The 26,759-nt window shown below is 67.7% G+C and carries 16 protein-coding genes; 3 read left to right on the forward strand and 13 right to left on the reverse strand.

Annotation, left to right across the window (positions count from 1 at the left end; translation table 11 throughout):
• Positions 1-119: 119 nt before the first annotated feature.
• Positions 120-2,309 (reverse strand): S9 family peptidase, encoded by a 2,190-nt coding sequence (locus tag K2R93_19245; protein MBY0491986.1) that lies wholly within the window; start codon positions 2,307-2,309, stop codon positions 120-122.
• A 259-nt stretch (positions 2,310-2,568) separates the two neighbouring features.
• Here K2R93_19245 and K2R93_19250 point away from each other — a divergent pair, with 259 nt between their 5' ends.
• Both K2R93_19250 and K2R93_19255 read left to right on the forward strand, forming a co-directional pair.
• Entirely contained in the window at positions 2,569-5,850 is a 3,282-nt protein-coding gene (locus K2R93_19250) for a glycosyl hydrolase (GenBank protein ID MBY0491987.1), read from the forward strand.
• Positions 5,851-5,921: 71 nt separating this feature from the next.
• Positions 5,922-6,683, forward strand: coding sequence for an alpha/beta fold hydrolase (locus K2R93_19255; protein ID MBY0491988.1), 762 nt, complete (start codon positions 5,922-5,924; stop codon positions 6,681-6,683).
• A gap of 70 nt (positions 6,684-6,753) precedes the next feature.
• On the opposite strand, the gene K2R93_19260 is transcribed toward K2R93_19255, so the two are convergent.
• From K2R93_19260 to ilvD, 10 genes are all read right to left on the reverse strand, one after another.
• Positions 6,754-9,855, reverse strand: coding sequence for a hypothetical protein (locus K2R93_19260; GenBank protein MBY0491989.1), 3,102 nt, complete (start codon positions 9,853-9,855; stop codon positions 6,754-6,756).
• A gap of 91 nt (positions 9,856-9,946) precedes the next feature.
• On the reverse strand, positions 9,947-11,035 hold the full coding sequence (leuB, locus tag K2R93_19265) for a 3-isopropylmalate dehydrogenase (GenBank protein MBY0491990.1): 1,089 nt from the start codon (positions 11,033-11,035) through the stop codon (positions 9,947-9,949).
• On the reverse strand, positions 11,032-11,649 hold the full coding sequence (gene leuD, locus K2R93_19270; protein ID MBY0491991.1) for a 3-isopropylmalate dehydratase small subunit: 618 nt from the start codon (positions 11,647-11,649) through the stop codon (positions 11,032-11,034). The genes leuB and leuD overlap by 4 nt, the downstream gene beginning before the upstream one ends.
• Entirely contained in the window at positions 11,646-13,076 is a 1,431-nt protein-coding gene (gene leuC / locus K2R93_19275; GenBank protein MBY0491992.1) for a 3-isopropylmalate dehydratase large subunit, read from the reverse strand. The genes leuD and leuC overlap by 4 nt, the downstream gene beginning before the upstream one ends.
• Entirely contained in the window at positions 13,073-14,623 is a 1,551-nt protein-coding gene (locus K2R93_19280) for a 2-isopropylmalate synthase (protein MBY0491993.1), read from the reverse strand. The genes leuC and K2R93_19280 overlap by 4 nt, the downstream gene beginning before the upstream one ends.
• Positions 14,620-15,672 carry a ketol-acid reductoisomerase gene (ilvC, locus tag K2R93_19285; protein MBY0491994.1) on the reverse strand — a complete coding sequence of 351 codons (1,053 nt, stop codon included), beginning with the start codon at positions 15,670-15,672 and terminating at the stop codon, positions 14,620-14,622. The genes K2R93_19280 and ilvC overlap by 4 nt, the downstream gene beginning before the upstream one ends.
• Positions 15,673-15,707: 35 nt before the next feature.
• A complete protein-coding gene (gene ilvN, locus K2R93_19290) occupies positions 15,708-16,247 on the reverse strand; it encodes an acetolactate synthase small subunit (GenBank protein MBY0491995.1) in 540 nt (179 codons plus the stop codon).
• 7 nt (positions 16,248-16,254) lie between these two features.
• Entirely contained in the window at positions 16,255-18,102 is a 1,848-nt protein-coding gene (gene ilvB, locus K2R93_19295; GenBank protein ID MBY0491996.1) for a biosynthetic-type acetolactate synthase large subunit, read from the reverse strand.
• Positions 18,103-18,510: 408 nt separating this feature from the next.
• The gene (locus K2R93_19300) at positions 18,511-19,770 is read right to left on the reverse strand and encodes an acetylxylan esterase (protein MBY0491997.1); all 1,260 of its coding nucleotides are present in this window, start codon (positions 19,768-19,770) and stop codon (positions 18,511-18,513) included.
• A 14-nt stretch (positions 19,771-19,784) separates the two neighbouring features.
• On the reverse strand, positions 19,785-21,497 hold the full coding sequence (gene ilvD / locus K2R93_19305; protein ID MBY0491998.1) for a dihydroxy-acid dehydratase: 1,713 nt from the start codon (positions 21,495-21,497) through the stop codon (positions 19,785-19,787).
• A 249-nt stretch (positions 21,498-21,746) separates the two neighbouring features.
• On the opposite strand from ilvD, the gene K2R93_19310 reads away from it, so the two are divergent.
• The gene (locus tag K2R93_19310) at positions 21,747-24,170 is read left to right on the forward strand and encodes a TonB-dependent receptor (GenBank protein MBY0491999.1); all 2,424 of its coding nucleotides are present in this window, start codon (positions 21,747-21,749) and stop codon (positions 24,168-24,170) included.
• A gap of 26 nt (positions 24,171-24,196) precedes the next feature.
• Here the strand turns inward: K2R93_19310 and K2R93_19315 are convergent, their stop codons facing one another.
• Positions 24,197-24,901, reverse strand: a complete 705-nt coding sequence (locus tag K2R93_19315; protein ID MBY0492000.1) for a DUF1707 domain-containing protein — start codon at positions 24,899-24,901, stop codon at positions 24,197-24,199.
• 3 nt (positions 24,902-24,904) lie between these two features.
• On the reverse strand, positions 24,905-26,746 hold the full coding sequence (locus K2R93_19320; protein ID MBY0492001.1) for an amidase: 1,842 nt from the start codon (positions 26,744-26,746) through the stop codon (positions 24,905-24,907).
• Between the last annotated feature and the right edge of the window lie 13 nt (positions 26,747-26,759).

Genomic DNA, 26,759 nt, shown 5'->3' on the forward strand with positions numbered 1-26,759 from the left:
GTTGCGTCACCCCCTGCGCGCACTGGGGGCTCACCGGCGGGGGGGTGCGCCCTGCCCCGGGGCGGGCGTGCGCGCTCCCCCCTGATATCCTGCCCCCTGAGCTCTCGGGGGTTCCGCCTTTACATCCCCCTGATCTCCACCTTCTTCTCCGCCGTCGGCTCCTCGAGCGTCTTCAGCACATCCCGCCACGAGAACTTCGTCCCCTTCCCGAGCACGTAGTAATCCATCCACGCCATCTCGGCGGTGCTCTTCACGAGGCGGTTGCGGGCGTAGGGGATGCCGTGCGAGGCCCCGGGGTACATGAACAGCTCCGTCGGGACGCCGACGCGCTTGAGGCCCATGTGGAGCTCGACGCTCTGCGGGCTCGGCACGCGGGGATCGCCTTCGACGACATGGATCATCGTGGGCGTCCTGGCGTTGCGGATGTAGCGAATGGGCGACTGGCGCCAGTAGGCGTCGAAGTCGTCGTACGGGAGCTTGTTGCCGAGGTAGTACTGGCGATTGCGCTGGACGTCGGACTGCGCGTACATCGAGATCCAGTTGCTGGTGCCGGCGCCGCTCGAGATGGCCTTGAAGCGCGTCGTGTGCGTCAGGATCCAGTTGCTCCAGTGACCGCCGGCGCTCCAGCCGAGGACGCCCATCTTGGTGCTGTCCACCATGCCCTCCTTGATCAGCGCGTCCACGCCGGTCATGATGTCGTTGTAGCCCGGCGCGAAGTAGTTACCCACGATGCCGTTCTTGTGAGCCTCACCGTAGTTGGTCGAGCCACGGTAGTTGGGCATCAGCACCACCCACCCGGCGCCGGCATACGTCTGCGCGCCGTAGCCGCCGTTGAAGCTGAGCAAGTCCGCCCCCGCCGGACCGCCGTGGATTGCCACCAGCAGGGGGTACTTCTTCCCGGGCTGCCAGCCCACGGGCTTGAGGAGCACGCCGCCGACTTTCTTGCCGTCCTTGGACGTCCAGGTGTACTCGCTCTCTTCCCCCAGCGCGAGCGTCTGACGGACCCACGGATTGGGGTCGGTCAGCTGCGTCCACTTGTCGCGTGACGCCACATCAGCGATCGCGTTCACCGTGTAGAGCGCCCCGGGATTGCTCGGGTCGTTGTAGCTCACCAGGAGCCGCTTGGTGTCGGCATCCTGCGAGACGCTCACCACGCCCTGCACCGCCGTCACCGGCGTGCACTTGCCCGTCGCCACATCCATCGCGAAGAGCTGCTGCGTGGCCTTCACGCCTTCGTTGAAGTAGATCGTCTTGCCGTCGGCGCTCCAGAAGTCCGCGCTGACATCGCCGTCATAGTCGCCGATCTTGCGGAACGGCTGCCCTTTGGCGCTCACGTCGCGCACGTAGACGCGGCGGTTCTTCATGTTGTACGCCGTCATGTCGTCCGACGACGAGAACGCGATCGTCTTGCCATCGGGCGAGAACGACAGCGCACTTTCGGCGATTTCGTCGTTCTGCGTGAGCCGCTCGATGCTGTTGTCGCGCGTGTCCAGGAGGAACACATCCGCGTAGATCCCCTCCTCGGTGATGTTGCGCTTGTAGCGGTCGTTGGGCACGGCGTTGAAGCCGATCCACCGGTTGTCGTCGGAGAGCGTGAAGCCCGTCACGGCCATCGACGTGTCTTTCGTGAGGCGCGTGGTGCTCCGGCTCGCGAGGTCAAAGGCCCAGAGCGACGCGATCGGCGTGGCCGCGTTGCGCACATTCACCGTGAACTTCTTCTCGCGGCGCGTCTTGTCATCCACATCCACCGAATCGGTGGTCGTGAAGTAGATCCGGCGCGAGTCCGGGCTCACCCGCCAGTCGCCCACCCCCGTCGGATGCCGGGTGAGTTGGGTGGCGGTGATGGAATCCACCGGCAGCCCCTGCTCGAGGGTGCGCACCGCCACCGCATACAGCTGCTCCTCGTTCGCCTTCCCGCTCCGATACACGAGCCAGGCGCCATCCTTGGTGAAGGCGAAGGTGCTGACGCCTTCCCGGGCGGCCGTGATGCGCCGCGCCTCGCCCCCGTCGGCACGCATGAGAAAGAGCTGGTTCTGATTCGCGCTCGCCGCTGGCGCTTCGCGGTTGGAGCTGAAGACAAACCACCCGCCGCTCGGCGCCCACTTGGGCTGCGACTCGTTCTTAGCGGTCGTGAAGGTGAGCTGCCGCCCTCCGCCCGGCGCACCCGACATCGGGACGACCCAGATATCGCTCTGGGTAGTCGCCTCCTTCCAGTCGGGCGTCGTCAGCGTGTAGAGCAGCTGACGCCCGTCGGGGGAGACGGCATAGCCGCCCGCCGACTTGAGATACTGGGCGTCGAGCCAGGTCATGGGGCGCTTCTGGGCGCTACCCGAAGTGGCCGCGAGGGCAAAGAACGCGGCAGCGTAAGCGTAGGGGCGTATCATCAGGCTGACTCGCCGGGGGGAGGGTGAACCGCTCGCACAGAGGGCACAGGGACGCACGGGGAACACAGAGAAACTGCGTGCTGCGAGCGCTCTGTGCATCCCTGTGGGCTCTGTGCGGGCGGTTTCCCGCCGCCGTGGCCTTCCCCACCTTGCCGCGGCCGGTCGTTGCCGACACACTCCCCGCATGACTTTGCCTTCCGCTTCCCTCCGTTCTGTGCGCGGCGCGGCGTTCCTGCTGCTGGCTGCCACCCTGCCCCTCGGGGCCCAGCGCGCGCCGCGGGTCGCGGCCGCGGAGCCGAGCCGCCCGGCGTACGACCCGACCCTCTATTCCGACGGGTCAAAGACCAACAAGGCGTTCAAGTCCCTGCGCTGGCGGAACATCGGCCCGTTCCGCGGCGGTCGCTCGGTCGCCGTCACCGGCGATCCGACCCGCCCGCTGGTCTTCTACTTCGGCGCCGTGAACGGCGGCGTCTGGAAGACGACGAACGCCGGCCAGTCGTGGGAGAACATCACCGACGGCAAGACCGATCTCTCGAGCGTCGGGGCGATCGCCGTGGCGCCCAGCGATCCGAATGTGATCTGGGTGGGCACCGGCGAAGGCCAGCCGCGTGAGGATCTCACCTACGGCACCGGCGTCTATCGCTCCACCGACGGCGGCCAGAGCTGGAAGCCGGCGGGGCTCGGCAATACGCATCAGATCTCGTCGCTGCGCGTGCATCCGACGAACCCGGACATCGCGTACGTCACCGCACTCGGGCACGCATTCGGCCCGAACCCCGATCGCGGCGTCTTCCGCACGACCGACGGTGGCGTGACGTGGAAGAAGGTGCTCTTCCTCAACGACAGCACGGGAGCCGCCGATCTCTCGATCGACGTGACGAACCCGCGCATTCTCTACGCGTCGATGTGGAAGTTCCAGCGCACGCCGTGGGGGATGGATGCCGGTGCCGGTCGGAGCGGCCTCTGGAAGAGCACCGACGGCGGGGATACGTGGACCGAACTCACGTTCAACCCCGGCATGCCCAAGGGGCTGATCGGCAAGATCGGCGTGGCGGTGTCGCCGGCCAACCCGCGCCGGGTGTATGCGAACATCGAAGCGCAGGATTCGTCGGGCGGCGTGTTCCGCAGCGACAACGGCGGCGAGTCGTGGCAGCGCGTGAATGGCGACCAGAAGTTCGTGGTGCGCCCATTCTACTACACGACGCTCACGGCCGATCCGCTGAATGAGAACACCGTGTACGTCATGAATCTGCAGGTGAACAAGTCGATCGACGGCGGGCGTACCTTCACCACGGTGCGGGTGCCGCACGGCGATACCCACATCATGTGGATCGACCCCAAGAACTCCGACCGCCTGATCAACGCGAACGACGGCGGGGCCACGATTTCGCTCGACGGCGGGCGCACCTGGAGCTCGGTGGACAACCAGCCCACCGCGCAGTTCTACCATGTGACCACCGACAATCAGCAGCCGTATCGCCTCTACGGCGCGCAGCAGGACAACAGCACCGTCTCCATTCCGCACCGCTCCGACTACGGGCGCATCACCGAACGCGACTGGTGGAGTGTGGGCGGCTGCGAGAATGCGTACATCGCGGTGGACCCGCTCAAGCCGACCATCACCTACGGCGGCTGCTACATGGGCATGCTGACGCGCCATGACAGCAAGACGCGCGACACGCGCGATGTGTCGGTGTGGCTGTACAACTACGACGGCTGGGCGGTGAAGGATGTGCCGCAGCGCTTCCAGTGGACGTACCCGATTCTCTTCTCGCCGCACGATCCGAAGACGCTCTACGCCACGTCGCAGTTCGTCTGGCGCACGAAGAACGAAGGCGCGAGCTGGGAGAAGATCTCCCCCGACCTCACGCTGCACGACACCACCACGATGGGACGCAGCGGCGGCCCGGTGACCGGCGACATGACCGGCACCGAGTGGTACGCCACCATCTTTGCGTTCGCCGAAAGCCCGGTGAAGGCGGGCGTGCTCTGGGCCGGCAGCGACGACGGCCTGGTGCACGTGTCCACCGACAACGGCGCGTCGTGGAAGAACGTGAGCCCCAAGGCATTCGGGAAGTTCACGCGCGTCTCGATCATCGAACCGTCGCCGTTCGATGCCGGCACGGCCTATCTCGCCGCGAACCGCTATCAGCAGGACGACTTCGCGCCATACCTGTTCAAGACGACGGACTACGGTGCCACGTGGACGCGCATCGATGCCGGCATTCCGATGGGCGCCTACACGCGCGCCATCCGCAGCGACATCAAGCGCAAGGGACTGCTCTTTGCCGGCACCGAGACCGGCGTGTATGTGTCGATGAACGATGGGACGTCGTGGGAGCCGCTGCAGCTCAACCTGCCGCGGGTGAGCGTCCGCGACTTGAACGTGCACGACAACGACCTCCTCATCGCCACGCACGGCCGCGCCTTCTGGGCGCTCGATGACATCACGCCGCTGCGGACACTGAGCGCCGAGATCATGGCCAAGCCGGTGCATCTGTTCTCGCCCGCACCGGCGGTGCGCTGGACGAGCAACGGTGGCAGCGGGGCGCCCGGCACCAATCCGCGCTACGGCGTGAACGTGGACTACTGGCTCTCGGCCAAGCCGGACAAGCCGATCACGCTGCAGTTCCTCACGGCCGACGGCTCCGTGATTCGCACCTTCACCAGCGAGTCCGTGCCCAAGAAGGACAGCACCGGCAACCCGGCGGCCGACTCCGCGGCCGCCGCGGCGCGCGCCAAGCAGAACGAACCGGAGCTCGCGTATGCGCCGGCCGATTCAGTTGTGCATGGGCGCGTGGGTGCCAATCGCTTCACCTGGGACCTCGGCTATCCCAAGCCGCGCCGCATTCCGAATACGGTGGTGGACTACGGCTCGGGTGACGGCCCGACGGCCGTGCCCGGCGAGTATCGCGTGCGGCTGGTGGTGGGCAAGGACACGCTCACGCAGCCCTTCACCATCAAGCCCGACCCGCGTATTGCGCTCACCGCCGCCGAGTACAAGGCGCAGCTCGATATGGGGCTCGCCGTGAGCAACCGCATTTCGAGCATCACCGAGACCGTGCAGCGCATTCAGGACCTGCAGCGGCAGCTCGATGAGCGCGCGCGCCAGGCCGGGTCGCAAGCCTACGCCGATTCCGTGCGCACCGCGGCCACGGCGCTGCGGAAGAAGCTCGAGACCGTGCGGGCGGAAGTGTACGAGGTGTACACGAAGGCCGATCAGGCGACGCTCAACTATCCGATCAAGCTGTACCAGATGTTCCTGAGCCTGAACGGCCAGGTGTTGGAAGGCACGAACCCGCCGACGGCGCAGCACGGCGACATCCTCAAGGATCTGGGCGGCAAGCTCGATGTGCAGCTCAACACGCTGCAGCAGCTCGAGGACAAGGAGCTGAGCGCCTTCAACGCAATGCTCTCGCGCTTCGGTGTGCCGAACGTGTTCGTGCCCAAGAAGCCGATCGGGTGACGGCGGTGACCCAGACCGTCGTTTCCGCAAATGGGGTACGACTCTCGTGCCTCACACGGGGCGACGGTCCGGTGGTGCTCCTCCTGCACGGCTTCCCCGATCTCGCCGTGAGCTGGGAAGCCCAGATGGAGGCGCTGGCCGCTGCTGGGTATCGCGCGGTGGCCCCGGATCTGCGCGGCTACGGCGAGAGCGAGCGCCCCGAAGGGATCGCGGCGTACGCCCTTGATGTGTTGGCGCGCGACGTCGCCGCCCTCGCCGACCAGCTGGGTGGTCGCGTGCATCTGGTGGGGCATGACTGGGGCGGTGTCATCGCGTGGCACGTGGCCATGCAGCACCCCGCGGTGCTTCGGTCCCTGACCATCATTAACGCGCCGCACCCCAAGGCCTTCCGCCGCGAGCTGGCGCGCAATTGGGCGCAACGCCGGCGCTCGTGGTACATGCTGGCGTTTCAGGTGCCGGTGCTGCCCGAGTTGGCGCTCCGCGCGCTCACGCGGCGGCTGTTCGCCACGATCCTGCGTGAAGGCACGCATTCCCCCGACGCGCGCGCGGCCTACCGGCAGGCCTTTGCGACCCGCGCCGCGTGGCGCGCGGCGGTGCACTACTATCGCGCGCTGTTCCGCATCCGCCCCGCGTCGTCGCAGCCGGTCACCTGCCCCACGCAGATCCTGTGGGGCCTGCAGGATCCGTATCTCGGGCCCGCGCTCATTGAGGGGCTGGAGCGGTGGGTGCCCGATCTCACGATCGAGCGGCTCCCGAACGCCGGGCACTGGGCACAGTGGAGTGCTGCGGAGGCGGTGAACCACGCGCTGCTCGCGTTCGTCAGCCGCCACTGATCGGGCCTCGGACGTCGGACTGCCGTCAGACATCGGAACTCGGTCTCGGGCGCTGAGGTCGGATGTCTGATCAACAGCCGTTCTTGGGGCGGGTGGGCTTCTGGCTCATCACGGCGTCCCACTTGGCTTGCAGCGCGCGATAGTCCGCACACACGGCCCGGAGCCCCGCCCACATGCTCGGCGTGGGCCGCAGATCGGCATTGTCCTGGGTGTTGAGCTGGCCGATGAGCGCGTCGTGCACGGCCTTGAAGCTCGTGCTGTGCGGCACGGCGCCCGGCACGGGACGCGGGCGCGCGGCGCCAAGCAGCGTGTCGAGCACGGCCGCCTTCGCCCCCGTTGCGCCCTTGCGTGCCGCCTCGGCGGCGCGATGGTCGGCGTAACTGTCGTTGATGGCGCGCGTGAGGATGACCTGCAACGAATCCTGCGCCTGCACGTCGGCCACGGTGGCGCGCACGCGCGGATCATTCACCACCGTGATGGGCTGCGTGGTGGTGACGCCGTTGGCAGTGAGCTTGAGCGTGTAGCGGCCAGGTGGCACCAGGGCGCCTTCGGGAGACGCTGGCGTCCGACCGGGGTTGGCATTGATCTCGAAGCTGTGCGACAGCGCGTTCGGCGCATCGCGGCGCAGATCCCACTGCACGCGATGGGCACCAGCACTCGTCGGAAGCGGCTGCGGCACGGCCACCCAGAAGTTCGGGTGCGGCGGCTTCGCCGCCTCTGGCACCGGTGCGATGGGCGCGCTGCTCAGGTGCCGCACGACTTGCCCCGCGGCGTTCAGCACATCCAGCGAGACCGCCGACGCCGGTTGTGCGAGCCAGTAGTCGATGAGCGCGCCATCGGGCGCGTTGTCGGCATGCGGAATCTCGGGCGGCAGCGGGGTGTTCGAACCCACGTTCCGACGCATGCGCACCGCCGTACCCGGCGCGTACAGCTGCGCGGCCTTGGCGGCATCGGCGTCGGCGAGCTGCCGCAGGCGGGAGATGTCATCGAGCACCCAGAAGCCGCGGCCGTGGGTGGCGATGACGAGGTCGTGCTCCTTGACCTCGAGATCGCGCACTGGCGTGTTCGGCAAACCGGCCTGCAGGCTCTGCCAGTGGTCGCCGTCGTCGAACGACACGTAGACGCCGCTTTCCGTGCCGAGGTAGAGCAAGCCGGCGCGCTTGGGATCGGCGCGAATGACACGGGCAAAGCTGCCGCTCGGTTCGTTGGTGGGCAGCCCGCTGATGATGCGCGTCCAGTGCGCGCCGAAGTCGCGCGTGCGGTACACGAAGGGCGTGTGATCGCCTGCCCGCAGGTAATCCACAACGGCGTATGCCGTGCCGGCCTGGGTCGGCGAGGTGGCGATGGCGCCCACGTTCGCGCGGCGCGGATTGGGGAGATCGGCGATACTCACATCGGTCCAGCTGAGCCCCGCATTCCTCGTGACGTGAATCAGGCCGTTGTTGGTACCAGCCCAGATGATGCCGCGCCCCACACGCGACGCGGCGAACGATTCAATCGCACCGCGCCCGCCCGGCGTGTTGAAGGCGGAGGCCGAGTCCATCCCCTTGGGCACGCCGAGATCAGGGCTCAGGTGCGACCAGTGCGCGCCGCCATCGGTGGTACTCGCCACGTAGTGCAACCCCAGCAGCAGTTGGCGCGGGTTCCACGGCAGGAAGAGCAGCGGCTGCGAGTTGGTCGTGCGGGCCAGCGTGGCGGGATCGAGCGCCGGACTCACGTTGATCCACTGCTCGCTGGGATACGTGATCTTCACCAGCCCACTGCCGCTCGCGTATACGGTGTTCGGATCGTGCGGATCGGGCTGCACCGTGCCCCACTCCCAGCCGTTCACCGGGTTCCAGTCGAACATCGTGACCGCGCCGAGATTGCCGCGCGCCCGCGTGCGGATGGCGCCGGCGTCCTGCTGCGAGCCGTACACGAAGTACGGGAAGCTGTTGTCGGTGGCGAGGTGATAGATCTGCTCGACCGACTGGTTGTACCACGAGCTCCAGGTCTTGCCGCCATCGAGCGTGACGATCGCGCCCTGATCGTAGCCGGCGAGCATGCGGTCGCCGTTGGTGGGGTCGATCCACCACTGCTGCGGATCATCCCCCCCTGGCGCGCCCTTGAGGCCGGTGAACGTCTTGCCCCCATCGCGGGAGATGTAGCTCGCGGTGTTCAGCGTGATGACCACATCCGGATTACGCGGATCGACATACACGCCGGCGCTGTAGCCGCCCTGCCCGTTGTGAATGCGCTCGTCGTCGGCGGCCATGCGTGTCCACGTCGCGCCCTGATCGTCGGAGCGATAGAGCGCACTGTTGGTGATGAGATAGACGCGCTGCGCGTTCGTATTCATCGCCACCGCCACCGACAGGCGGCCATCGAGCTTCGGAAGCCCGGTGCCCTTCACTTCGGCCCACGTGACGCCGCCATCGAGGCTCTTGTAGAGCGCGGAGCCACTCTTCGTGCTGTCGCTCGTGAGCCTGGCGCCGCTGCTGAACTGCCAGGTGCGGCAGCAGTTGTTGAAGCCGGGTCCCGCGTAGTGCTTGGCGGTGGCGGCGAAGATCACGGTCGGGACGTCCCAGGCGCGCGCGAGCTTGGTGACGCCCACTTCGTTGTCCACGAAGAGCACCTTGGTCCAGCTCTTGCCGCCGTCGGTGGTGCGGAAGATGCCGCGCTCGGCGCTCCGCTCCATGTGATCGCCCAGCGCGCCCACGAGCACGATGTCGGGGTTCGTCTTGTCCACGAGCATCGTCTGGATGTGTTTCGTGCCGGCGAGGCCGAGATGCTGCCAGGTCGCGCCGGCGTCGGTGCTCTTGTACACGCCATTGCCGCCATCGAAGGTGCCGCCGGTGATCATGTCGCCAGTCCCGACATACACGATGCGGCTGTTCGACGGCGCCACTTCCACGGCGCCCACCGAGGAGACCTCCTTCACGCTGTCGAAGACCGGCGTCCAGACCATGCCGGCGCTCGTGGTCTTCCACAGGCCGCCGCCGGGGAAGCCGGCGTAGAAGGTGCCGGGCTCACTCATGGAACCGCTCACGGCGCCGACGCGGCCGGAGCGGAAGGGGCCGATGTTGCGCCACTGGTAGCCGCCCAGCAAGCGCGCATCGATCTGGGCGTAGGCGGCGGACGCAGTGACATGCAGCGCGCAGAGCAGCGCGCTGAAGTGGCGCAGGCGTGACATAGCTTGGGGCCGAGGAGTGGGACTGGGGAGGTGCACCACATCATGCACCTCCTGATGCTGCGCCTCGGCGGGACGGTGCGCAATCGGGAATCTACCCCAGTCGACTCAACACGGCATCGGTGAAGGCGGTGGTCGTACAGGCGATCTCGCCAGGTTGTACGCAGTCCGCCGTGCGCACTCCGGCGTTGATCGCCCCGTACACGGCGGCTTCGATCTCGGCGGCGGCATGCTCGCGACTGAAGCTGTGCCGAAGCATCATCGCGACGCTGAGGATTGTGCCCGCGGGGTTGGCCTTGCCTTGGCCGGCAATGTCGGGGGCAGACCCGTGAATGGGTTCGTACAGCCCAGGGACGGTCCCGTCGCGCCGTCGTTCTCCCAGCGATGCACTCGGGAGCAAGCCAATACTGCCGGCGAGCACCGCAGCTTCGTCGGTGACCAGATCGCCGAACAGGTTATCGGCGACGACGACATCGAACGTCGACGGCCGTTGAATCAGCAGCATCGTGAACGCATCTGCGAGCAGATGGTCGAGCTGCACGTCGGGGAACTCGGTGGCGAAGATGCGACTGGTCACCTCACGCCAGAAGCGGGAGGTCTCCATGACGTTGGCCTTGTCGATGCTGGTGACCCTGCCGCGCCGCGCCCGGGCGGCGGTGCCGGCCACCCGCGCGATGCGCTCGATCTCGCCTTCGGTATACACACACTCATCCACCACCCGCCGCCCACTCCCGTTCGGATCGGTGTCCCAGCGTTTCTCGCCGAAGTAGACGCCGGCGGTCAGTTCCCGCACGAACAGGATGTCCACGTTCGCCAGCCGGTCGTCTTTCACCGGCGAGAGCGGCGCCAGCACCGGGACGGCACAGACGGGTCGCAGATTAGCATAGGTCCCCAAGAGCTTCCGCAGCCCAAGCAGTCCCTGCTCCGGTCGCACCGCCCCCGTGCCCCACTTGGGGCCGCCCACGGCGCCAAGCAGCACCGCATCGGCGCGCTGAACGGCCTCCCGTGTCGCTGACGGCAACGGATCGCCGGTCGCATCGATGGCGCAGCCACCGATCAGCGCTTCCTCCACGGTCAGTTCGATCCCATGCGTCCGGCTGACGTGCCGCAAGACGCGCAGGGCTTCGGCCGTCACCTCCGGGCCGATGCCGTCGCCCGGAAGCACCGTGACGGTGGCCTTCATGCGACGCGCTCCGTGCGACCCGTATCGGCTTCCCACGCGAGAATCTGGGGGAGCTCGGCGACGAGCATGCCCAGTTCATCCAGCCCGGTCAGCAAGCCGTGCTTGGTGAACGCATCGACGGGGAACGAGAGCGCGGGGCCGTCGGTCCAATGCACGATCTGCGCCTCCAGGTCCACCGTCACGGTGAGGTCGGGGGCGCGCGTGAGGGCGTCGGTGAGCGTCGAGAGCTGTGCGCCCAGCGCGACCGTCAGCAGGCCGTTGCGATTCGCGTTGCTGCGAAAGATGTCGGCGAACGAGGCGGCAATGACGGCCCGAAAGCCGGCATCGAGCAAGGCCCACGGAGCATGCTCGCGACTGGAGCCACAGCCGAAATTCTCTCCAGCCACGAGGAGTTGTCGCCCCGCCGCGGCCACACCATTCAAGACGAAGTCGGGGCGCGGCGCACCGTGTTCGTCGTACCGCCAATCGTAAAATGCCAGCGCCCCGAGGCCGGCGCGCGCGGTGGTGGTCAGGAACCGAGCGGGAATGATCTGGTCCGTATCCACATCGTTGTGCGGGAGCACGACCGCAGCGGATGCGAGCGTGGTCCACGGCGTACGCGTGGTGGTGCTCATGCCGCGCCCTCCAGCACGAGTGGACGCGCCAACACCGGCGTCCGACGCGGATCGGCGACGGCGCCGGCGATGGCCGAGGCGGCGGCGGTGGCCGGTGAGGCCAGCAAGGTGCGCGCGCCGGCGCCCTGCCGTCCTTCGAAATTGCGATTGCTGGTGCTGATGGCGAGCTGTCCGCGACCCACGGTATCGCCGTTCATCGCGATGCACATGCTGCAACCGCTTTCCCGCCACTCGGCGCCAGCCGCGCGGAAGATCTCGGCGAGCCCTTCGGCTTCGGCGTCGCGTTTGACCTGCTGCGAGCCGGGCACGACAAGGAGCCGAGTGTGCGGCGCGACCCGCTGCCCCTCCAGCATCCGCGCGGCGACCCGCAGATCGTCGAGGCGCCCGTTGGTGCAGCTGCCAATGAAGACCACGTCCACCGGTTGTCCGAGGAGGGGGCGCCCAGGCGTGACGCCCATATACGCGAACGCGCGCTGTGACGCGGCCCTACCGTCGTCCGGCACCGGTGCGTCGATGGCAATGCCCATCCCGGGGTTGGTGCCCCACGTGATCATCGGCGCGAGGCGCGACGCGTCGACGTGCACGCTGGCGTCGAACGGCGCACCGTCATCGCTGCACAGGGTACGCCAGTGCGCCACGGCCGCTTCCCAAGCCTGGCCCTTCGGCGCGAACGGGCGGCCATGCAGGAACGCGATGGTGGTGTCGTCGGGGGCGATCATCCCGGCTCGGGCGCCAGCCTCGATGCTCATGTTGCAGACGGTCATGCGTCCGGCCATGTCGAGCGCCTCGACGGCCTGTCCGCGGTACTCGATCACGTGTCCCGTGCCGCCATCCACCCCGATCTGGGCGATAATGGCGAGAATGATGTCCTTGGCCGTCACGCCCGGCTGCAGGGCGCCATCCACACGCACCTGCATCGACTTGGGACGCCGCTGCAGCAGACACTGTGTGGCGAGGACGTGGCCAACCTCACTGGTCCCGATCCCGAAGGCCAGCGCGCCGAAGGCGCCGTGCGTGCTGGTATGGCTGTCGCCGCACACGATCGTCATGCCGGGGTGCGTCCGTCCCAGTTCGGGGCCGATCACATGCACGATGCCGCGACGCGCATCACCCAATCCGTACAGCGTAATGCCGTATTCGGCGCAGTTGGCCGCGAGAGTATCCAGCTGCGCGCCGGCGGCGGCATCGGTCATTTCGCGGCGCGTGCGGACGAGCGTCGAGGTGCTGTGGTCCATCGTGGCCAGCGTCCGATCGGGGCGGCGGACCGTGAGTCCCCGTGCCCGCAGCTCGGCGAACGCCTGGGGTGAGGTCACCTCATGAATGAGGTGGAGATCGACGTAGAGGGTGGACGGCATGGTGCCGCTGCCGGCGCGGACCTCATGGGCGCGCCAGAGCTTGTCGAAGAGGGTCGTGGGCGTGGTGGTCATGCCGCCTCCGCGGTGGTGTGCCGACGGACGCGCACGCGAGTCAGCGCGTTGATGGCCGCGATGTAGGCCTCCCCCGTTGCCACGATGATGTCGGTGTGCACGCCGAACCCGTGCGCCGTACAGCCGTCGGCACGGAGGGCGATGCGTACGCCGCCGACCGCGTTGATCCCCTCGGCCGCCGCATCGATGTGGAACTCCACGAGCTCGCCGCTTTCGCCCTCCACGCAGCTGTCGATGGCGCGGCAGACGGCGTCGACCGGCCCGTCGCCCTCGGCGGCGGCAATGCGTGACTGCCCGTCCGGCGCGATGAGCTTGACGGTGGCGGTGGGAATGGCATGCGTCCCGCTCGAGACCTGCAGGAGGTCGAGCGTCCAGACCGCGGTGGCGTGTCGGGCGACTCCGGCAACGATTGCCTCGAGTTCGCGATCGTCGACGAGCTTCTTGCGATCGGCCACGTCCTTGAAGCGCGCAAAGACGGCGTCGCAGGTGGCGTCGTCGACGTGGTGTCCCAATTCTGCGAGTCGGGCCCGTAGCGCCGCCCGACCCGAATGCTTGCCGAGCACCAGCCCGCCCGATTCGAGCCCTACGTCGGCGGCGCGCATGATCTCGTAGGTGTCGCGATGCTTGAGCATCCCATCCTGGTGAATCCCGGCCTCGTGCGCGAAGGCATTGGCGCCAACGACGGCCTTGTTGGCGGGGACGCGCATCCCGGTGCTCCGGGCCACGAGTCGCGAGGTGCGCCCGATCTCGGTGGTCTCGATGCGCGTCTCGAGCCCAAAGCGATCTGCGCGGGTCCGCAAGGCCATCACGACTTCCTCGAGCGCCGCATTGCCCGCCCGTTCGCCGATGCCGTTGATGGTGCACTCCACCTGCCGCGCCCCCGCGCCGACACCGGCCAACGAGTTCGCGACCGCGAGGCCGAGATCATCATGGCAGTGAGTGGCAATGACGATGTCGCGTCCGCGCACGACCTGATCGCGAATCCCGGCGATGAGCGCGCTGTACTCATCGGGCGTGGTGTAGCCGACGGTATCGGGGATGTTGAGCGTGGTCGCTCCCGCCTCGATGGCTTCGTGGAGCACCTCATGCAGGAACGCGATGTCGCTGCGCGTCGCATCCTCCGGCGAGAACTGCACGTTGGGAGTGAAGGAGGCAGCGAGGGCGACCATCTCGCGCACCCGCTGCCGCACCTGCGTGTGCGTCATCTGCAGCTTGTGCGTGAGATGCACCGCGCTGGTCGCGAGGAAGGTGTGAATACGCCAGGCCGGTGCCGCGTCGAGCGCGCGGGCAGCGGTGTCGATGTCCCGCGTCGTGGCCCGGGCGAGGCCGCAGATCACCGGACGCACGGCCCACTGTTGGCTCTCGCGCGCGATCGCCTGCACGGCCTCGAAGTCCCCCGGGCTTGCCGCCGGAAAGCCCGCTTCCATGATGTCCACACCGAGCCGCGCCAACTGCCGGGCGACGGCGAGCTTTTCGCTGACCGTCATGGAACAGCCTGGCGCCTGTTCCCCGTCGCGCAGTGTCGTGTCGAAGATGCGGACCGTCATACGGCGACGGCCTCGTCGGCTGGCGCGGACGCCTGCACCCCGGTATCCGGTCGGGCGACCTTGGCGTTCAGGAACGGCATGAGCGCGCGCAACCGCACGCCGACCTGCTCGATCGGATGGTCGATGTCGGCGGCGCGGGCCGCGTTGAACTGCGATCGCCCCTGCTGATTTTCGGCCACCCAGGTCCGGGCGAAATCGCCACTGCGGATATCAGCGAGCAGCTGTCGCATCGCGTCGCGGGTCTGATCGGTGATGATGCGTGGGCCAGCGATGTAATCGCCATACTCGGCGGTATCGCTCACCGAGTAGCGCATGTAGTTGAGGCCCCCCTGATACATGAGGTCCACGATGAGCTTGAGTTCGTGGAGGCACTCGAAGTAGGCCATCTCGGGGCGATAGCCCGCTTCGACCAGCGTTTCGAAACCCGCCTTCACCAGCGCCGACACGCCACCGCAGAGCACCGCCTGCTCCCCGAACAGATCGGTCTCGGTTTCTTCCGCAAAGCTCGTTTCGATCACGCCAGCGCGCGTACAGCCGATCGCCCACGCGTAGGCGAGCGCATCATCGCGCGCACCGCCGCTGGCATCCTGTGCGACGGCGATCAAGCCGGGGACCCCACCGCCCTGGGTGAAGACCTCGCGCACCCGATGTCCGGGGCTCTTCGGGGCGATCAGCGCCACGTCGACACCGGCCGGTGGCGCAATGAGGCCAAAGTGAATGTTGAACCCATGCGCGAACCAGAGGCTCTTCCCCGGACGCATACTGGGGGCGATTTCGCGATCGTAGAGGCGCTGCTGTTCCGTGTCGGGCGCGAGGATCATGATGATGTCGGCCTCGGCCGCGGCCTCGCCCACACTCACCACCCGGAGCCCGGCCGCCTGCGCGGCCGCCCAACTGCGCGAGCCTGGCCGCAGCCCGACGCGCACATCCAGTCCGCGATCGTGACAGTTGCGCGCGTGCGCATGCCCCTGGCTGCCGTAGCCGATGATGGCAATCCGCCGCCCCTGGAGCCGCGTGGGATCGGCATCGCGATCGTAGAACACGGGCAGCGCATCGAAGGTCGGGAACGGGGTCGTCGGGGTCATCAGGCAACCTCCTCATGGGGCGCGCCATCGGCTTGCGCGCGGTAGTCGTTGGGTGCTTCGAGCACGCGCGGCGTCGTGCCGCGGAGCATGGCCAGTTGGCCAGTGCGCATGAGTTCCGCGATGCCGAAGCGGCGCATCGCGCGCACCATCTCGTCGACGCGCTCGGGCACGTCGGTGTATTCGCAAATGACTTCGGCGGCCGTGCGATCGAGCACCCGGGCGCCGGCCGCTTCGGCCGCCCGTTGGGCGTACTCAAGCTGCTCGGCGTTCGTGTGCACCTTGAGGAGTGCCGTTTCGCGCACCACGGGAGCTGCATTCGACACGTCGAGGACGCCGATCACTTCCACCAGTCGGTCGAGCTGCTTCACGACCTGCACGGCGTCCGGCGCCTCGACGACCAGCGTCATGCGCGAGATGCCCGCGGTTTCACTGCGGCCCACGCTGAGCGAATCGATGTTGTAGCCCCGCCGGCGCAGCAGCGTGACCACGCGATGGAGCACCCCCGCCTTGTCCTGCACCATGGCAATGAGCGTGTGCACGGCCATCTCAGGCCCCCCGCGGCGCGGGGCGACGCGCCGCGCGCCAGCTGCGCGTCTGCTCCGCGTGATGGGCCTCGTCGTGCACGGCATCGTGGATGGCGCGCCCGGCGGGTACCATCGGAAACACATTCGCCTCACGCTCCACGCGGAAGTCGATGAGGACCGGCCCCGGGTGCGCCCACGCCGCGCGCACCGCGTCTTCGGCATCGGCGGCGTGCTCGACGGTGATCCCGCGGATGCCATGCGCCGCCGCCAACATGGCGAAGTCGGGGCCGGAGAGCGGCGTTTCACTGTAGCGCTCCCCCTCGAACAGCTGCTGCCACTGGCGCACCATGCCGAGATAACCGTTGTTGACGATCGCGATCTTGACGTTCGCCAGCCGTTCCTGCCGAATGGTGGCCAGTTCGGCCGCCGTCATCTGGAATCCGCCATCACCGCAGATGGCCCAGACCGTCTGCGTCGGGTCGGCGATGGCCGCCCCCATCGCAGCCGGCACCGCGAACCCCATGGTCCCGGCGCCGCCGCTGGTGATGTGCGAGCGCGGGCGCCTCCAGTCGATGAGCTGCGCCGCCCACATCTGGTGCTGCCCGACATCCGTCACGACGCGCCAATCGTCGCGGCGGGCCGCGACGCGGTTGAAGGCCGCGAAGACATCCTGTGGCATCAGGTCGGCGGTCCGCGTCGCGCGCCGATAGTGCTGGCGCGGCGCGAACTCGGCCTGCAGCGCAGCGATGTCCGCACGCCACGCCGCCGTGCGGTCGGGGCGCGCCGAGGTCCGCTGGATCAACAATTCCAGCACGTCGCGCGCGTCGCCGTGAATGCCGATCGCGGTGCCGACCAGCTTTCCGATCTCGGCGGCATCGATGTCCACGTGAATGATGCGCGCGTGTGGCGCGAACGTTGCGACCTTGCCGGTCACGCGGTCATCGAAGCGGCTGCCGATGTTGAGGAGGACGTCACAGCGCTGGATGGCGCGATTCACGTGCACCCAGCCGTGCATGCCAGGCATGCCCAGCGCGAGCGGATGATCATGGGGCATGGCGCCGAGGCCGTGCAGTGTGGTCACGACCGGCGTACCGGTGCGCTCGGCAAAGCGTTGCAGCGCGGCCGTCGCGCCGCTCTGAATGACCCCGTTGCCGGCCAGAATGAGCGGACGCGACGCCTGAGTCAGGGCGAAGACCGCCTCGTCCACGGCTCGGGTCGCGCTGTCGCTCAGTCGGCGACCGGCCGGGTGATAGCCAGGAAGGTTGATCGGCACATCCCAATCCGGAATGCTTCGTGCCTGCTGCGCGTCCTTGGTGATGTCGATGAGGACGGGGCCGGGGCGTCCGGTGCGCGCGATGTGAAATGCTTCGCGGAAAACCCGCGGCAGCTCCTGCACGTCGGTCACGAGGTAGTTGTGCTTCGTGATCGGCACCGTGATGCCGGTGATGTCGGTCTCCTGGAACGCATCGGTCCCGAGCAGGTGGCTGGGCACTTGCCCGGTGATCGCCACCAATGGCGTTCCATCCATGTAGGCGTCGGCGATGGCGCTGACGAGGTTGGTCGCGCCGGGGCCGCTGGTGCCGATGCACACGCCGACCTGTCCGGTGGCGCGAGCGTATCCTTCGGCGGCGTGTCCGCCCCCCTGCTCGTGGCGGACGAGCACATGCCGCAGCTGTGCCCGATAGTCCCACATGGCGTGGTAGAAGGGCATGATGCAGCCGCCTGGAATGCCAAAACAGACGGTGACGCCCTCGCGGATGAGCGCTTCACACATGATCTGGGCGCCGGAACGCCAGGCGCCGTCGGCCGGCGGAGTCGCCGACGGGGAGATCGTTCCGGGATACGGGGTGGATTGGGCGTCGTGGGTCATAGGCCTGGCAAGCGAAAAGGCCCCCTCCGCGCGGTGCGGAGAGGGCCTCAGTGGCTTGCGCCAGGCTGCCTCTCCGCGGAACGGGAGAGGCGGCGGGGTTCGCGTTAGTTCATCGCGACAGGGCGGCCTGACTCCCGGGTGCTAAGCACACGTACCGACGTAACGACAAGCGTTACGACGGCGGGAATAAGGCGAAGAAGTCGCGACTGCACGGCGAACGGGCGAAGCATCAGTCGGGGAACGAGGGGCTCAGGGTAAAACGATGGTGCCGGGGCCATGACGATCGGGCGCTACGGCTGGTCACGCCCCGTGCAACCTGCCCGGGGTGAGGGGTGTCCGTCAAGGGGCCCGCCGTACGTGTTTCAGAAAACCCCCGCATTCGTGTCGCCGCCGCAGAGCGTCGGCGCGCTAGGGCGTCACCCCGAGATGGCGCAACAGAAAGGCCTCGGTGCGTGCGACCATCTCCGGCGTCTGCACGTGGCCGATCTCCTTCACGATGAACAGCTCTTTGGGGGCGCTGACGAGATTGTACGCCGCGTACGCGGAGGTCGGAGCCACGGTGAGGTCGTTGTAGCCCCACGTGTAGAAGCCAGGCACCCGGACCAGTCGCGCGAAATTATCGCCGTCGTAGTACGGGAGTGTGGCCGCAATCTCGGCCTTGGCTTTGAGGCGCGAGGTGTCGGCAAAGACATGGGGCCAACCACCAGCGCGCCCGCGCCGATAGCCGAAATGATCGGCGAGCGCGGGGTGGGCCACCGCAATGGCCTTCACCCGCGGATCGAGCGCGGCCGCGGCCAGCGTGAGCATGCCGCCCTGACTGCCGCCGCGCACCACGTAACGCGCGGTGTCGACCTGCGGCAACGACATCAGGAAGTCGCCGGCCCGCACCGCACCGACGATCACGCGCTTGTAGTAGTACTTGTCACGGTCCTCGATGCCGAAGAACTGGTATCCGCTCAGCGCGGTGGCGCGCAGCTCGTTGTAGAGCAGCGAATCGCGATCGACGGGAATGCCGTGAATGCCAATGGTGAGATGCACCACCCCCCGTGCGGCCAGGCGCGTGTTGGGGAAATACGGCCGCACGCCGGCGCCAGGCACCACGAGCATCGCCGGATAGCGCCCCGGCGCCTTGGGGACCGACAACATGCCGTAGAGCCGGCTCCCCTCCTTCTGGTTCTGAAAGGAGACGTGATACACATCGACCGTTTTGGTCGAGAGATCCGGGCGCGCCGTGAGCTGCGGGGCGAGGGGCACGCGACGCGCCTCGGCGATCGCCTTCTGCCAGAACGCCAGAAAGTCGTCGGGGAGCGTGGCGCTGGCATCGATGTCGGACACGTTGAAGCCGACGGTCGCCATCTCGCTCAAGGGCATGCCATCCACCTCGGCGGTGGCGGTGAGCCGCAGAAAACCGGGCGCACTCAGGGCACCGTCAATACGCGCCCCGCCGGCCGGGAGGGCGATCGTATCGACGCGCATGGGCTTCATCCGCTCCGGCGCGAGCGTCACGATGACCCGCACACCGGGGCGCTCGCGCCCGTTCTGCAGCACGCGCACGGTGAACGACGCGCGCTCTCCCACGCGATAGAGCCAGTCGTCGTGCGAGGCGGTGATCGTGAGGACCTGGGCGGCGGGCGGCTGGGTCGCGACGACGGCCGCCGGTGCGGGCATTGGGAGGGGCGGCACTAGGCGTCCGCGTAGACGTGGGTTTCGGCCTTCGCGCCGGGGTGCACCACGGCGCCGTAGCGGGCCGGCCCCACCATCTGGGCGTAGCGCCAGATGGCCCCGCTCTGATAGTCGTGGGCGCGGGGCGTCCACTGGGCGCGGCGCGCGGCGAGTTCGCTGTCGCTCAGCTCCACGTCCATGGTGCCGGCGTCGGCATCGATCACGATGATGTCCCCGTCGCGGAGCAGAGCGATGGGGCCACCGACGGCGGCCTCGGGACCGACATGACCGATGCACAGCCCGCGCGTGGCCCCGCTGAAGCGACCGTCGGTGATGAGCGCGACGGTCTCGCCCATCCCCTGGCCGTAGATGGCGCTGGTCGTGGAGAGCATTTCGCGCATCCCGGGGCCACCGGCTGGCCCTTCGTAGCGAATGACGAGCACGTCCCCGGCGGCGTAGTCGCGCTTCATCACCGCCTCGAAGCAGGCGTCTTCGCTGTCGAAGACGCGCGCCGGGCCGCGATGCTGGCGGTGCTTGAGCCCGGCCACCTTCACCACCGCGCCATCGGGCGCGAGGTTGCCGCGCAGCCCCACCAGGCCGCCGGTGGGGGAGATGGCCTGCGAGACGGGCATGACGACCTTCTGATCACCCGGCACCACCACGTCGGCGAGATTCTCGGCGAGCGTCTTGCCCGTCACCGTGAGGCAGTCGCCGTGCAGGAACCCGCCGTCGAGGAGCGCCTTGAGCACCACGCCGGCGCCGCCGATGTCATGCACATCCTTGGCGAGATACTTCCCGCCCGGCTTGAGGTCGGCGATGAGCGGCGTGCGCTTGAACACCTCGGCGACATCGAACAGATCGAAGGCGATGCCGCACTCGTTGGCGATGGCCGGCAGATGCAACGTGGCGTTGGTGGAGCCGCCCGTGGCGGCGACCACGGCCGCCGCGTTCTCGAGCGCCTCGCGCGTCACGATCTTGCGCGGGCGCAGCCCGTCACGCAGGCAGCGCATCACCGCTTCCCCGGCGCGTTCGGCGTAGGCGTCGCGCGACTCGTATTCGGCCGGCGGACTGGCGGAGCCCGGCAACGCGAGCCCGATCGCCTCGGACACATACGCCATGCTGTTGGCGGTGTACTGCCCGCCGCAGGAGCCGGCGCCGGGGCACGCGACCTTTTCGAGCGCGGTGAGCTCCTCGAGCGTGCACTTGCCGGCGGCGTAGGAGCCCACGGCTTCGAACACGTCGAGTACCGTCACGTCGCGATTCTGGTAGCGCCCGGGGAGAATCGAGCCGCCATAGAGAAACACGCTGGGTACATCGAGGCGCACCATGGCCATCATCATGCCGGGGAGCGTCTTGTCACAACCGGCCAGCCCCACGAGTGCGTCGTAGCAGTGCCCGCGCACGGTGAGTTCGATGCTGTCGGCGATCGTTTCGCGGCTCACGAGACTCGCCTTCATGCCGGCGTGCCCCATGGCGATACCATCGGTCACGGTGATCGTGGTGAACTCGCGCGGCGTGCCCCCGCCGCTGATCACGCCGCGCTTGGCGACCTCGGCCTGCCGCTTGAGCGCGATGTTGCAGGGGGCGGCCTCGTTCCAGCTCGACACGACCCCGACCAGCGGCCGCGCGATCTCCTCGGCGGTGAGCCCCATGGCGTAGTAGAAGGCGCGATGCGGCGCGCGCTCAGGGCCGCTGGTGGCGTGACGGCTGGGGAGGTGGCTCTTGTCGCTCATGAATGGCCTAACGACGGGTGACGGGGGGCAGACATCGGTGTCGGATCACCAGCGGCCGCGACCGATGACTGGCTCGGTCGCCGGGCGCATTCCACACGCGCGGAAGATGTGTCGTGCGCCCGGATCCGGCGAGCGTGGGGCTCGACGGCGCTCGGCCCTCTCTGTCCCCCCTCGAGAGCCGGTAGAATACGGCGGACGACCGATCCCGGATTTCGGGGCCCTCGGCCAGCCCTCCCCCGCCCCGCCCCAATGCTCCGTCTCTCGCTTCGCGTGCTGGCCTGCCTGCTGGCACTCGCTCCGTTCTGTGCGCCACCGCTCGCCGCGCAATCCGGCGGAGCGGTCACCGTTTCCGGCAAGATCGTTGACGCGCAATCGCGCGCACCGCTGCCCTATCTGACGGTACAACTGCTGACCGATCGGGACAGCGCGTTCGTCGCCGGGCGCCTCACCACCGCCTCCGGCGCCTTTTCGTTCGCGGGGCTTCGCAAAGGCCGCTATGTGCTCCGCGTCCGCGCGATCGGCTACCAGCCGCTGCAGCAACGCGTGGTCGTGGGCGAACTCAGCCCGTTTCTCGATCTGGGCGCCGTGCTCCTGGAACCGGACGCCCGGCAGTTGGCGGGTATCAAGGTCACCGCCGATTCCGCCACGCCCTCGACGGAGGCGGTTCAGGTGACCGTTCGCGACAATGTCAGCCAGGCCGGCGGCTCGGTGCTGCAGGCCATGAGTACGCTGCCCGGCGTCACGGTCTCCTCCGAGGGGAAGGTGCTCGTTCGCGGGAGTGACAAGGTCCTGGTGCTGATCGACGGCAAGCAGACCGCGTTGACCGGTGCTGCCGGCCAGAGTGGGCTGGACAACCTGCCCGCGTCGTCGGTGGAGCGCATCGAGCTGATCAACAATCCCTCGGCGCGCTACGATGCGAACGCGAGCGCCGGGATCATCAACCTCGTGTTGCGCAAACAGGACCAGCGGGGTGTGAACGGGCGCGTCGGCCTCGTCGTTGGCGCCGGCGCGCTCGTGCAGCGCCGGGAGAACTTGCCCAGTGTGGGCGATCCGTATCGCTTCACCCCAAAGTTCAATCCGTCGGTGGCGATCAATCGGCGCGAGGGGCCCACGAACGTGTTCCTCCGCGCCGACTGGCTCTACTCGCCCACGTTGAACAAGAACGAGTTCTCGACCCGCCGATACACCGACGGGACGGTGATCACCCAGCAAGTCCGGCGCAATCGGCGCACCGACTATGCCACGATCAATGGCGGCCTCGATCGCGCACTCGGCACCGCCAATACGCTGAACGTCACCGGCTTCTTCAATCGCGAAAAGATTCTCGACCACGGCGATAATCCCTACTTCGCCGGCTCCCTGCAGAATCGCTATCGCCTGTGGCAGTTCCTCGAAGACGAGGTGAAGTACACGGGTCTCGGCACGGCCGTCTTCACGCACCGGTTTCCCGAGCCGGGCCATACGCTCACGAGCACCGCGATCTACTCGTTCCACCGTGAAGATGAGAAGTACTTCTTCACCAACACGCTGCCGACCTTCGTGGGGAAGGATGCGTTCAAGCTGCTGTCCGACGAGCACATCACCGATCTCAACATCGACTACGTGAAGCCCCTGCGTCAGGGGCGCCTCGAGACCGGCTTCCGCGGACGCTACCGCTCCATTCCGGTGAACATGCGCTTCTTCCCCAGCGTGAACTCGCCGATCGACACGGGGGCGGGCGGCTGGGCGACGTATCGGGAGACCATTCCGGCGCTCTACGGCACCTATGTTTACGAGAGCGAACGCCTAGAGTTCGAGGGCGGCGTGCGGCTGGAAGACGTCCGCGTGAACTACGAGGTGAACCCCCAGCACAACACCTACCGGAGCGATGGCTACCGGTACATCCGCCCGTTTCCGACGCTGCGGGTGGCGCTCAAGCGCAGCGACCGCCATCGCCTGACGCTTGCGGCGAGCCAGCGTGTCGATCGGCCCAACGAGGTGGACATTCGCATCTTCCCGAAGTACGACGAGCCGGAACTCATCAAGGTGGGCAACCCGGCGTTGCAGCCGCAGTTCACCTCCACGGTGGACCTCGCGTATCGCCTGACGCGCGCGCGCAGCAGCCTGTCCCTCTCGGTGTTCGAGCGCGTGGTCGATGGTACGATCACCCGCATCGCGACACAGGTGCCGGGCAGCGTGCTGCTGTACAACGTGTTCCAGAACGGTGGGAACAGCCGCACCATCGGCACCGAGTTCTCGTGGCAACGCACGGTGTCGCCGCGCCTCACGCTGGGGGCCAATGCGACCGTCTACCAGCAGATCTTTGACGCCTTCACGGTCGTCAACCGGTACCCCGTGCCGAGTACGTACACGGCGTCGCGTCAGGCCCTGTCGTCGGGGGTGGCCAAGGGCAATGCGCAGTGGCAGGGCCCGTTCGGCTTTCAGTCGCAGATCGCCGCCGCCTACTACGCACCGGATCTGATTCCACAGGGGCGAATCGGCCGCCGCTTCGGCGTCGATATCGGCACCAAGAAGAGTGTGCGCGGCGGTCGCGGCGAATGGGTGCTCAATGCGACCGATCTGTTCGGCACCATGCCCGTCGAGCGAACGATCCGCGGCAACGGCTTCACCCTGACGAGCACGGACTATCTGGAGACGCAGGTCGTGCGCGCCGGCTACAGCTGGAAGTTCTGAACCCTGCCCTCGCGTACCGCCGCGATCTACGGGCGGTACTCGGGATGGGGCCCACGGCCCGTGTGCTCATCGCGCGGCGGCTGCAGCGCGCGATACTGCTCGGCGCGTTCGAGCGCCTGGATGTAGCGCTTCTCGCCTTTCTTGTTGCGATCCTTGCGGCGGACTTCCACACCCGCCATGACGCAGAAGCCGCTGATGCGCAAGACGGGCGCGTTAGGATCGTCGTTCAGATCCCCGCCATGCACGCTGAAGCCGCCCATCAGCGCCATGCCCACGCACTCCACGCGCACGCCAGCGGGCACCGAGATCTCGACGCCACCCATGAGGCTGAAGATTTCGATCTCGGTGACGCCGGGGCTGAGCTTGGCCTCGCGGAGATCGAGTTCGCCGCCGCCCATGACGGCGGTGATCTTGAGGTGACGCGGCACCACCCACGGCCCCTTCCGCTCGAAGCCGCCCATGATGGCCATGGCCACACCGCGTTCGGGCACGATATGCGCCGGCGCGATGCGTGACTCAACGCCGTCCATCGCCAACGACCGGTTGGGGTCGTTGGGATCGGCGAGCAGCCACTCGAGCTCACTCTGCGACTGCGCGCGATACACCGCGGCCAGCCGTTCGTCGAGCTGCTCGACGGAGAGCCGATCGTTCGCAAAGGCGGCCGACAGCAGCTGCACCACCCGGTCGCGATGCGCTGGTGTGATCACGACCGGGGCGTAGGGACTCGTCATGCGTTAGCTGAGGGCTGGACGACGCGCATGGAAGTCGGTGGCCTTCTGGAACTGATGGGCCACCGACAGGATGATGTCGTCGTTGTACAGGTTGCCGGTGATGACGCCGCAGATGGGCTGCGGCTTGTACGTCGGGGCCGACTGCGATGCGTTCGGGCCGCCACCGCCAAAGTTCGGAACATCGAACTTGTACGGCAGCACCGCGCACGGATGCCCCGTCTGCGCGTTGGGCGCCACATCGGCGTTGGGGCCTCCGATGAAGCCGTCGAGATCCTTCATGAACTCGCCCCACTTCTGCACGAGCAGCAGACGGCGGCGCTGGTTGTTGATGAAGTCGAAGGCCTTGATCGTGCGGCCACCCACGAAGCGGGGGTTCCAGTCGGCCGGCGCCATGGGGTTGGGCTGGCCTTCCTCGATGCCCTTGGGGCGCGCCGGCGGCGTATTGCCGAACGGTCCGTTCGAACCCGGGCCGGGCGGACGATCGACCACCGCCGTAGCGAGATCGAGATTGAACTCCTTGGCCTTCTTCTGCACGTAGCTGTCGAACGCCGCCGCGTACTCGGCGTTGAGGCCACCCGCACCCATCCCCGCCACCGTGGGGCGCGGGCCGATCTCCTTGGGCTTGAGGCCGAGCTCCTTGAGCTTCTCCACGAGCTCCTTGGGCGCCTGCGGGTCCACCCCAATGCGCAGCGACGCCAGCTTGATGGCGCGATCGAAGCGGAACGGCGTGGTGACGGTGCTCGAATCCTTGGGATCCACGCCGTGCAGCACGTTGAAAACCATCGCACAGTCTTCGGCGGTGCGGCACATGGGGCCGACGCGATCCTGCGACCAGCTCAACACCATGCCGCCGTGGCGGCTCACACGCCCAAAGGTGGGGCGCAGGGCGCTGATGCCATTGCGAATGCTGGGCGACACGATAGAGCCCTGCGTTTCGGTGCCGATGGCGAACGCCACGCAGGCCGCGGCGGTGGCGGAGCCCGGACCCGTCGAACTGCCGCTCGATCCGATATTCAGGTTCCACGGATTGTTCGTACGGCCGCCGTACCACCAGTCGTTCTGCGCGAAGAGACCGGTGGCCAGCTTGGCGAGCAGCACGGCGCCGGCGGCACGGAGGCGCGTCACGATCTCGGCGTCGTAGTCGTAGACGGTATCCTTGAAATCCGCCGAGCCCCATGAGGTGGGCACGCCCTTCGTCGCGAAGAGATCCTTGATGCCGTACGGCACGCCGTGCAGCGGGCCACGATACTTGCCGGCGGCCAGTTCCTTGTCCATGGCATCGGCCTCGGCGCGCGCCGAGTCGGCCATGAGGGTCACCACGCAGTTGAGCTGCGGATTGAGCTTCTGCAGGCGATCGAGGTAGATGTCGGTGATCTGCCGCGAGGTGATCTTGCGCGCCTTGATCAGCGCGGCGATGCGATGTGCGGGGAGGAACGCGAGATCCTCCGGATTCTTGGGCACGGCGCCCACCCACGGCTCCACCGTAAATGTGGCGCGCTTGAACGCGAGCGCCCCCTTCTCGGCGATGAGCTTCTCCATCAGCGCCCCGGTGCCGTGCGGATACGGCATGAACTGCAGCGCGGGTGCCTCGCCATTGCCGAGCGGCACTGCGGTCTGCGCCTGCTGTGCAGGCGGCTGCAGCGCACTCCACACCGGCGCCATGGCGCTCAGGTAGTGGTCAGGCGTTTGCGCACCGGCTGCTTTCGCGCCGAATGCACTCGCGGCGGCCGCGACGAGCGAACGGAACATGAACTGGCGCCGATCGACACCGGTGGCCTGTTCATCGTAATCGAGGGCCGCCAGTTCGGCTTCGGCTTGCGCCAGGAAATCGAGGGGAGTCTCCACGCACGCTCCACAC

It is taken from the genome of Gemmatimonadaceae bacterium (assembly GCA_019752115.1).
Classification (GTDB): domain Bacteria; phylum Gemmatimonadota; class Gemmatimonadetes; order Gemmatimonadales; family Gemmatimonadaceae; genus Gemmatimonas.

What these genes read in the sequence shown, in the direction of transcription:
- K2R93_19300 (MBY0491997.1), bottom strand. Translation starts at nt 19,770, where the DNA reads ATGCCCGCACCGGCGGCCGTCGTCGCGACCCAGCCGCCCGCCGCCCAG.
- K2R93_19245 (MBY0491986.1), bottom strand. Translation starts at nt 2,309, where the DNA reads ATGACCTGGCTCGACGCCCAGTATCTCAAGTCGGCGGGCGGCTATGCC.
- leuC (MBY0491992.1), bottom strand. Translation starts at nt 13,076, where the DNA reads ATGACCACCACGCCCACGACCCTCTTCGACAAGCTCTGGCGCGCCCAT.
- K2R93_19260 (MBY0491989.1), bottom strand. Translation starts at nt 9,855, where the DNA reads ATGTCACGCCTGCGCCACTTCAGCGCGCTGCTCTGCGCGCTGCATGTC.
- leuD (MBY0491991.1), bottom strand. Translation starts at nt 11,649, where the DNA reads ATGAGCACCACCACGCGTACGCCGTGGACCACGCTCGCATCCGCTGCG.
- ilvD (MBY0491998.1), bottom strand. Translation starts at nt 21,497, where the DNA reads ATGAGCGACAAGAGCCACCTCCCCAGCCGTCACGCCACCAGCGGCCCT.
- leuB (MBY0491990.1), bottom strand. Translation starts at nt 11,035, where the DNA reads ATGAAGGCCACCGTCACGGTGCTTCCGGGCGACGGCATCGGCCCGGAG.
- K2R93_19250 (MBY0491987.1), top strand. Translation starts at nt 2,569, where the DNA reads ATGACTTTGCCTTCCGCTTCCCTCCGTTCTGTGCGCGGCGCGGCGTTC.
- K2R93_19315 (MBY0492000.1), bottom strand. Translation starts at nt 24,901, where the DNA reads ATGACGAGTCCCTACGCCCCGGTCGTGATCACACCAGCGCATCGCGAC.
- K2R93_19280 (MBY0491993.1), bottom strand. Translation starts at nt 14,623, where the DNA reads ATGACGGTCCGCATCTTCGACACGACACTGCGCGACGGGGAACAGGCG.
- ilvB (MBY0491996.1), bottom strand. Translation starts at nt 18,102, where the DNA reads ATGACCCACGACGCCCAATCCACCCCGTATCCCGGAACGATCTCCCCG.
- K2R93_19310 (MBY0491999.1), top strand. Translation starts at nt 21,747, where the DNA reads ATGCTCCGTCTCTCGCTTCGCGTGCTGGCCTGCCTGCTGGCACTCGCT.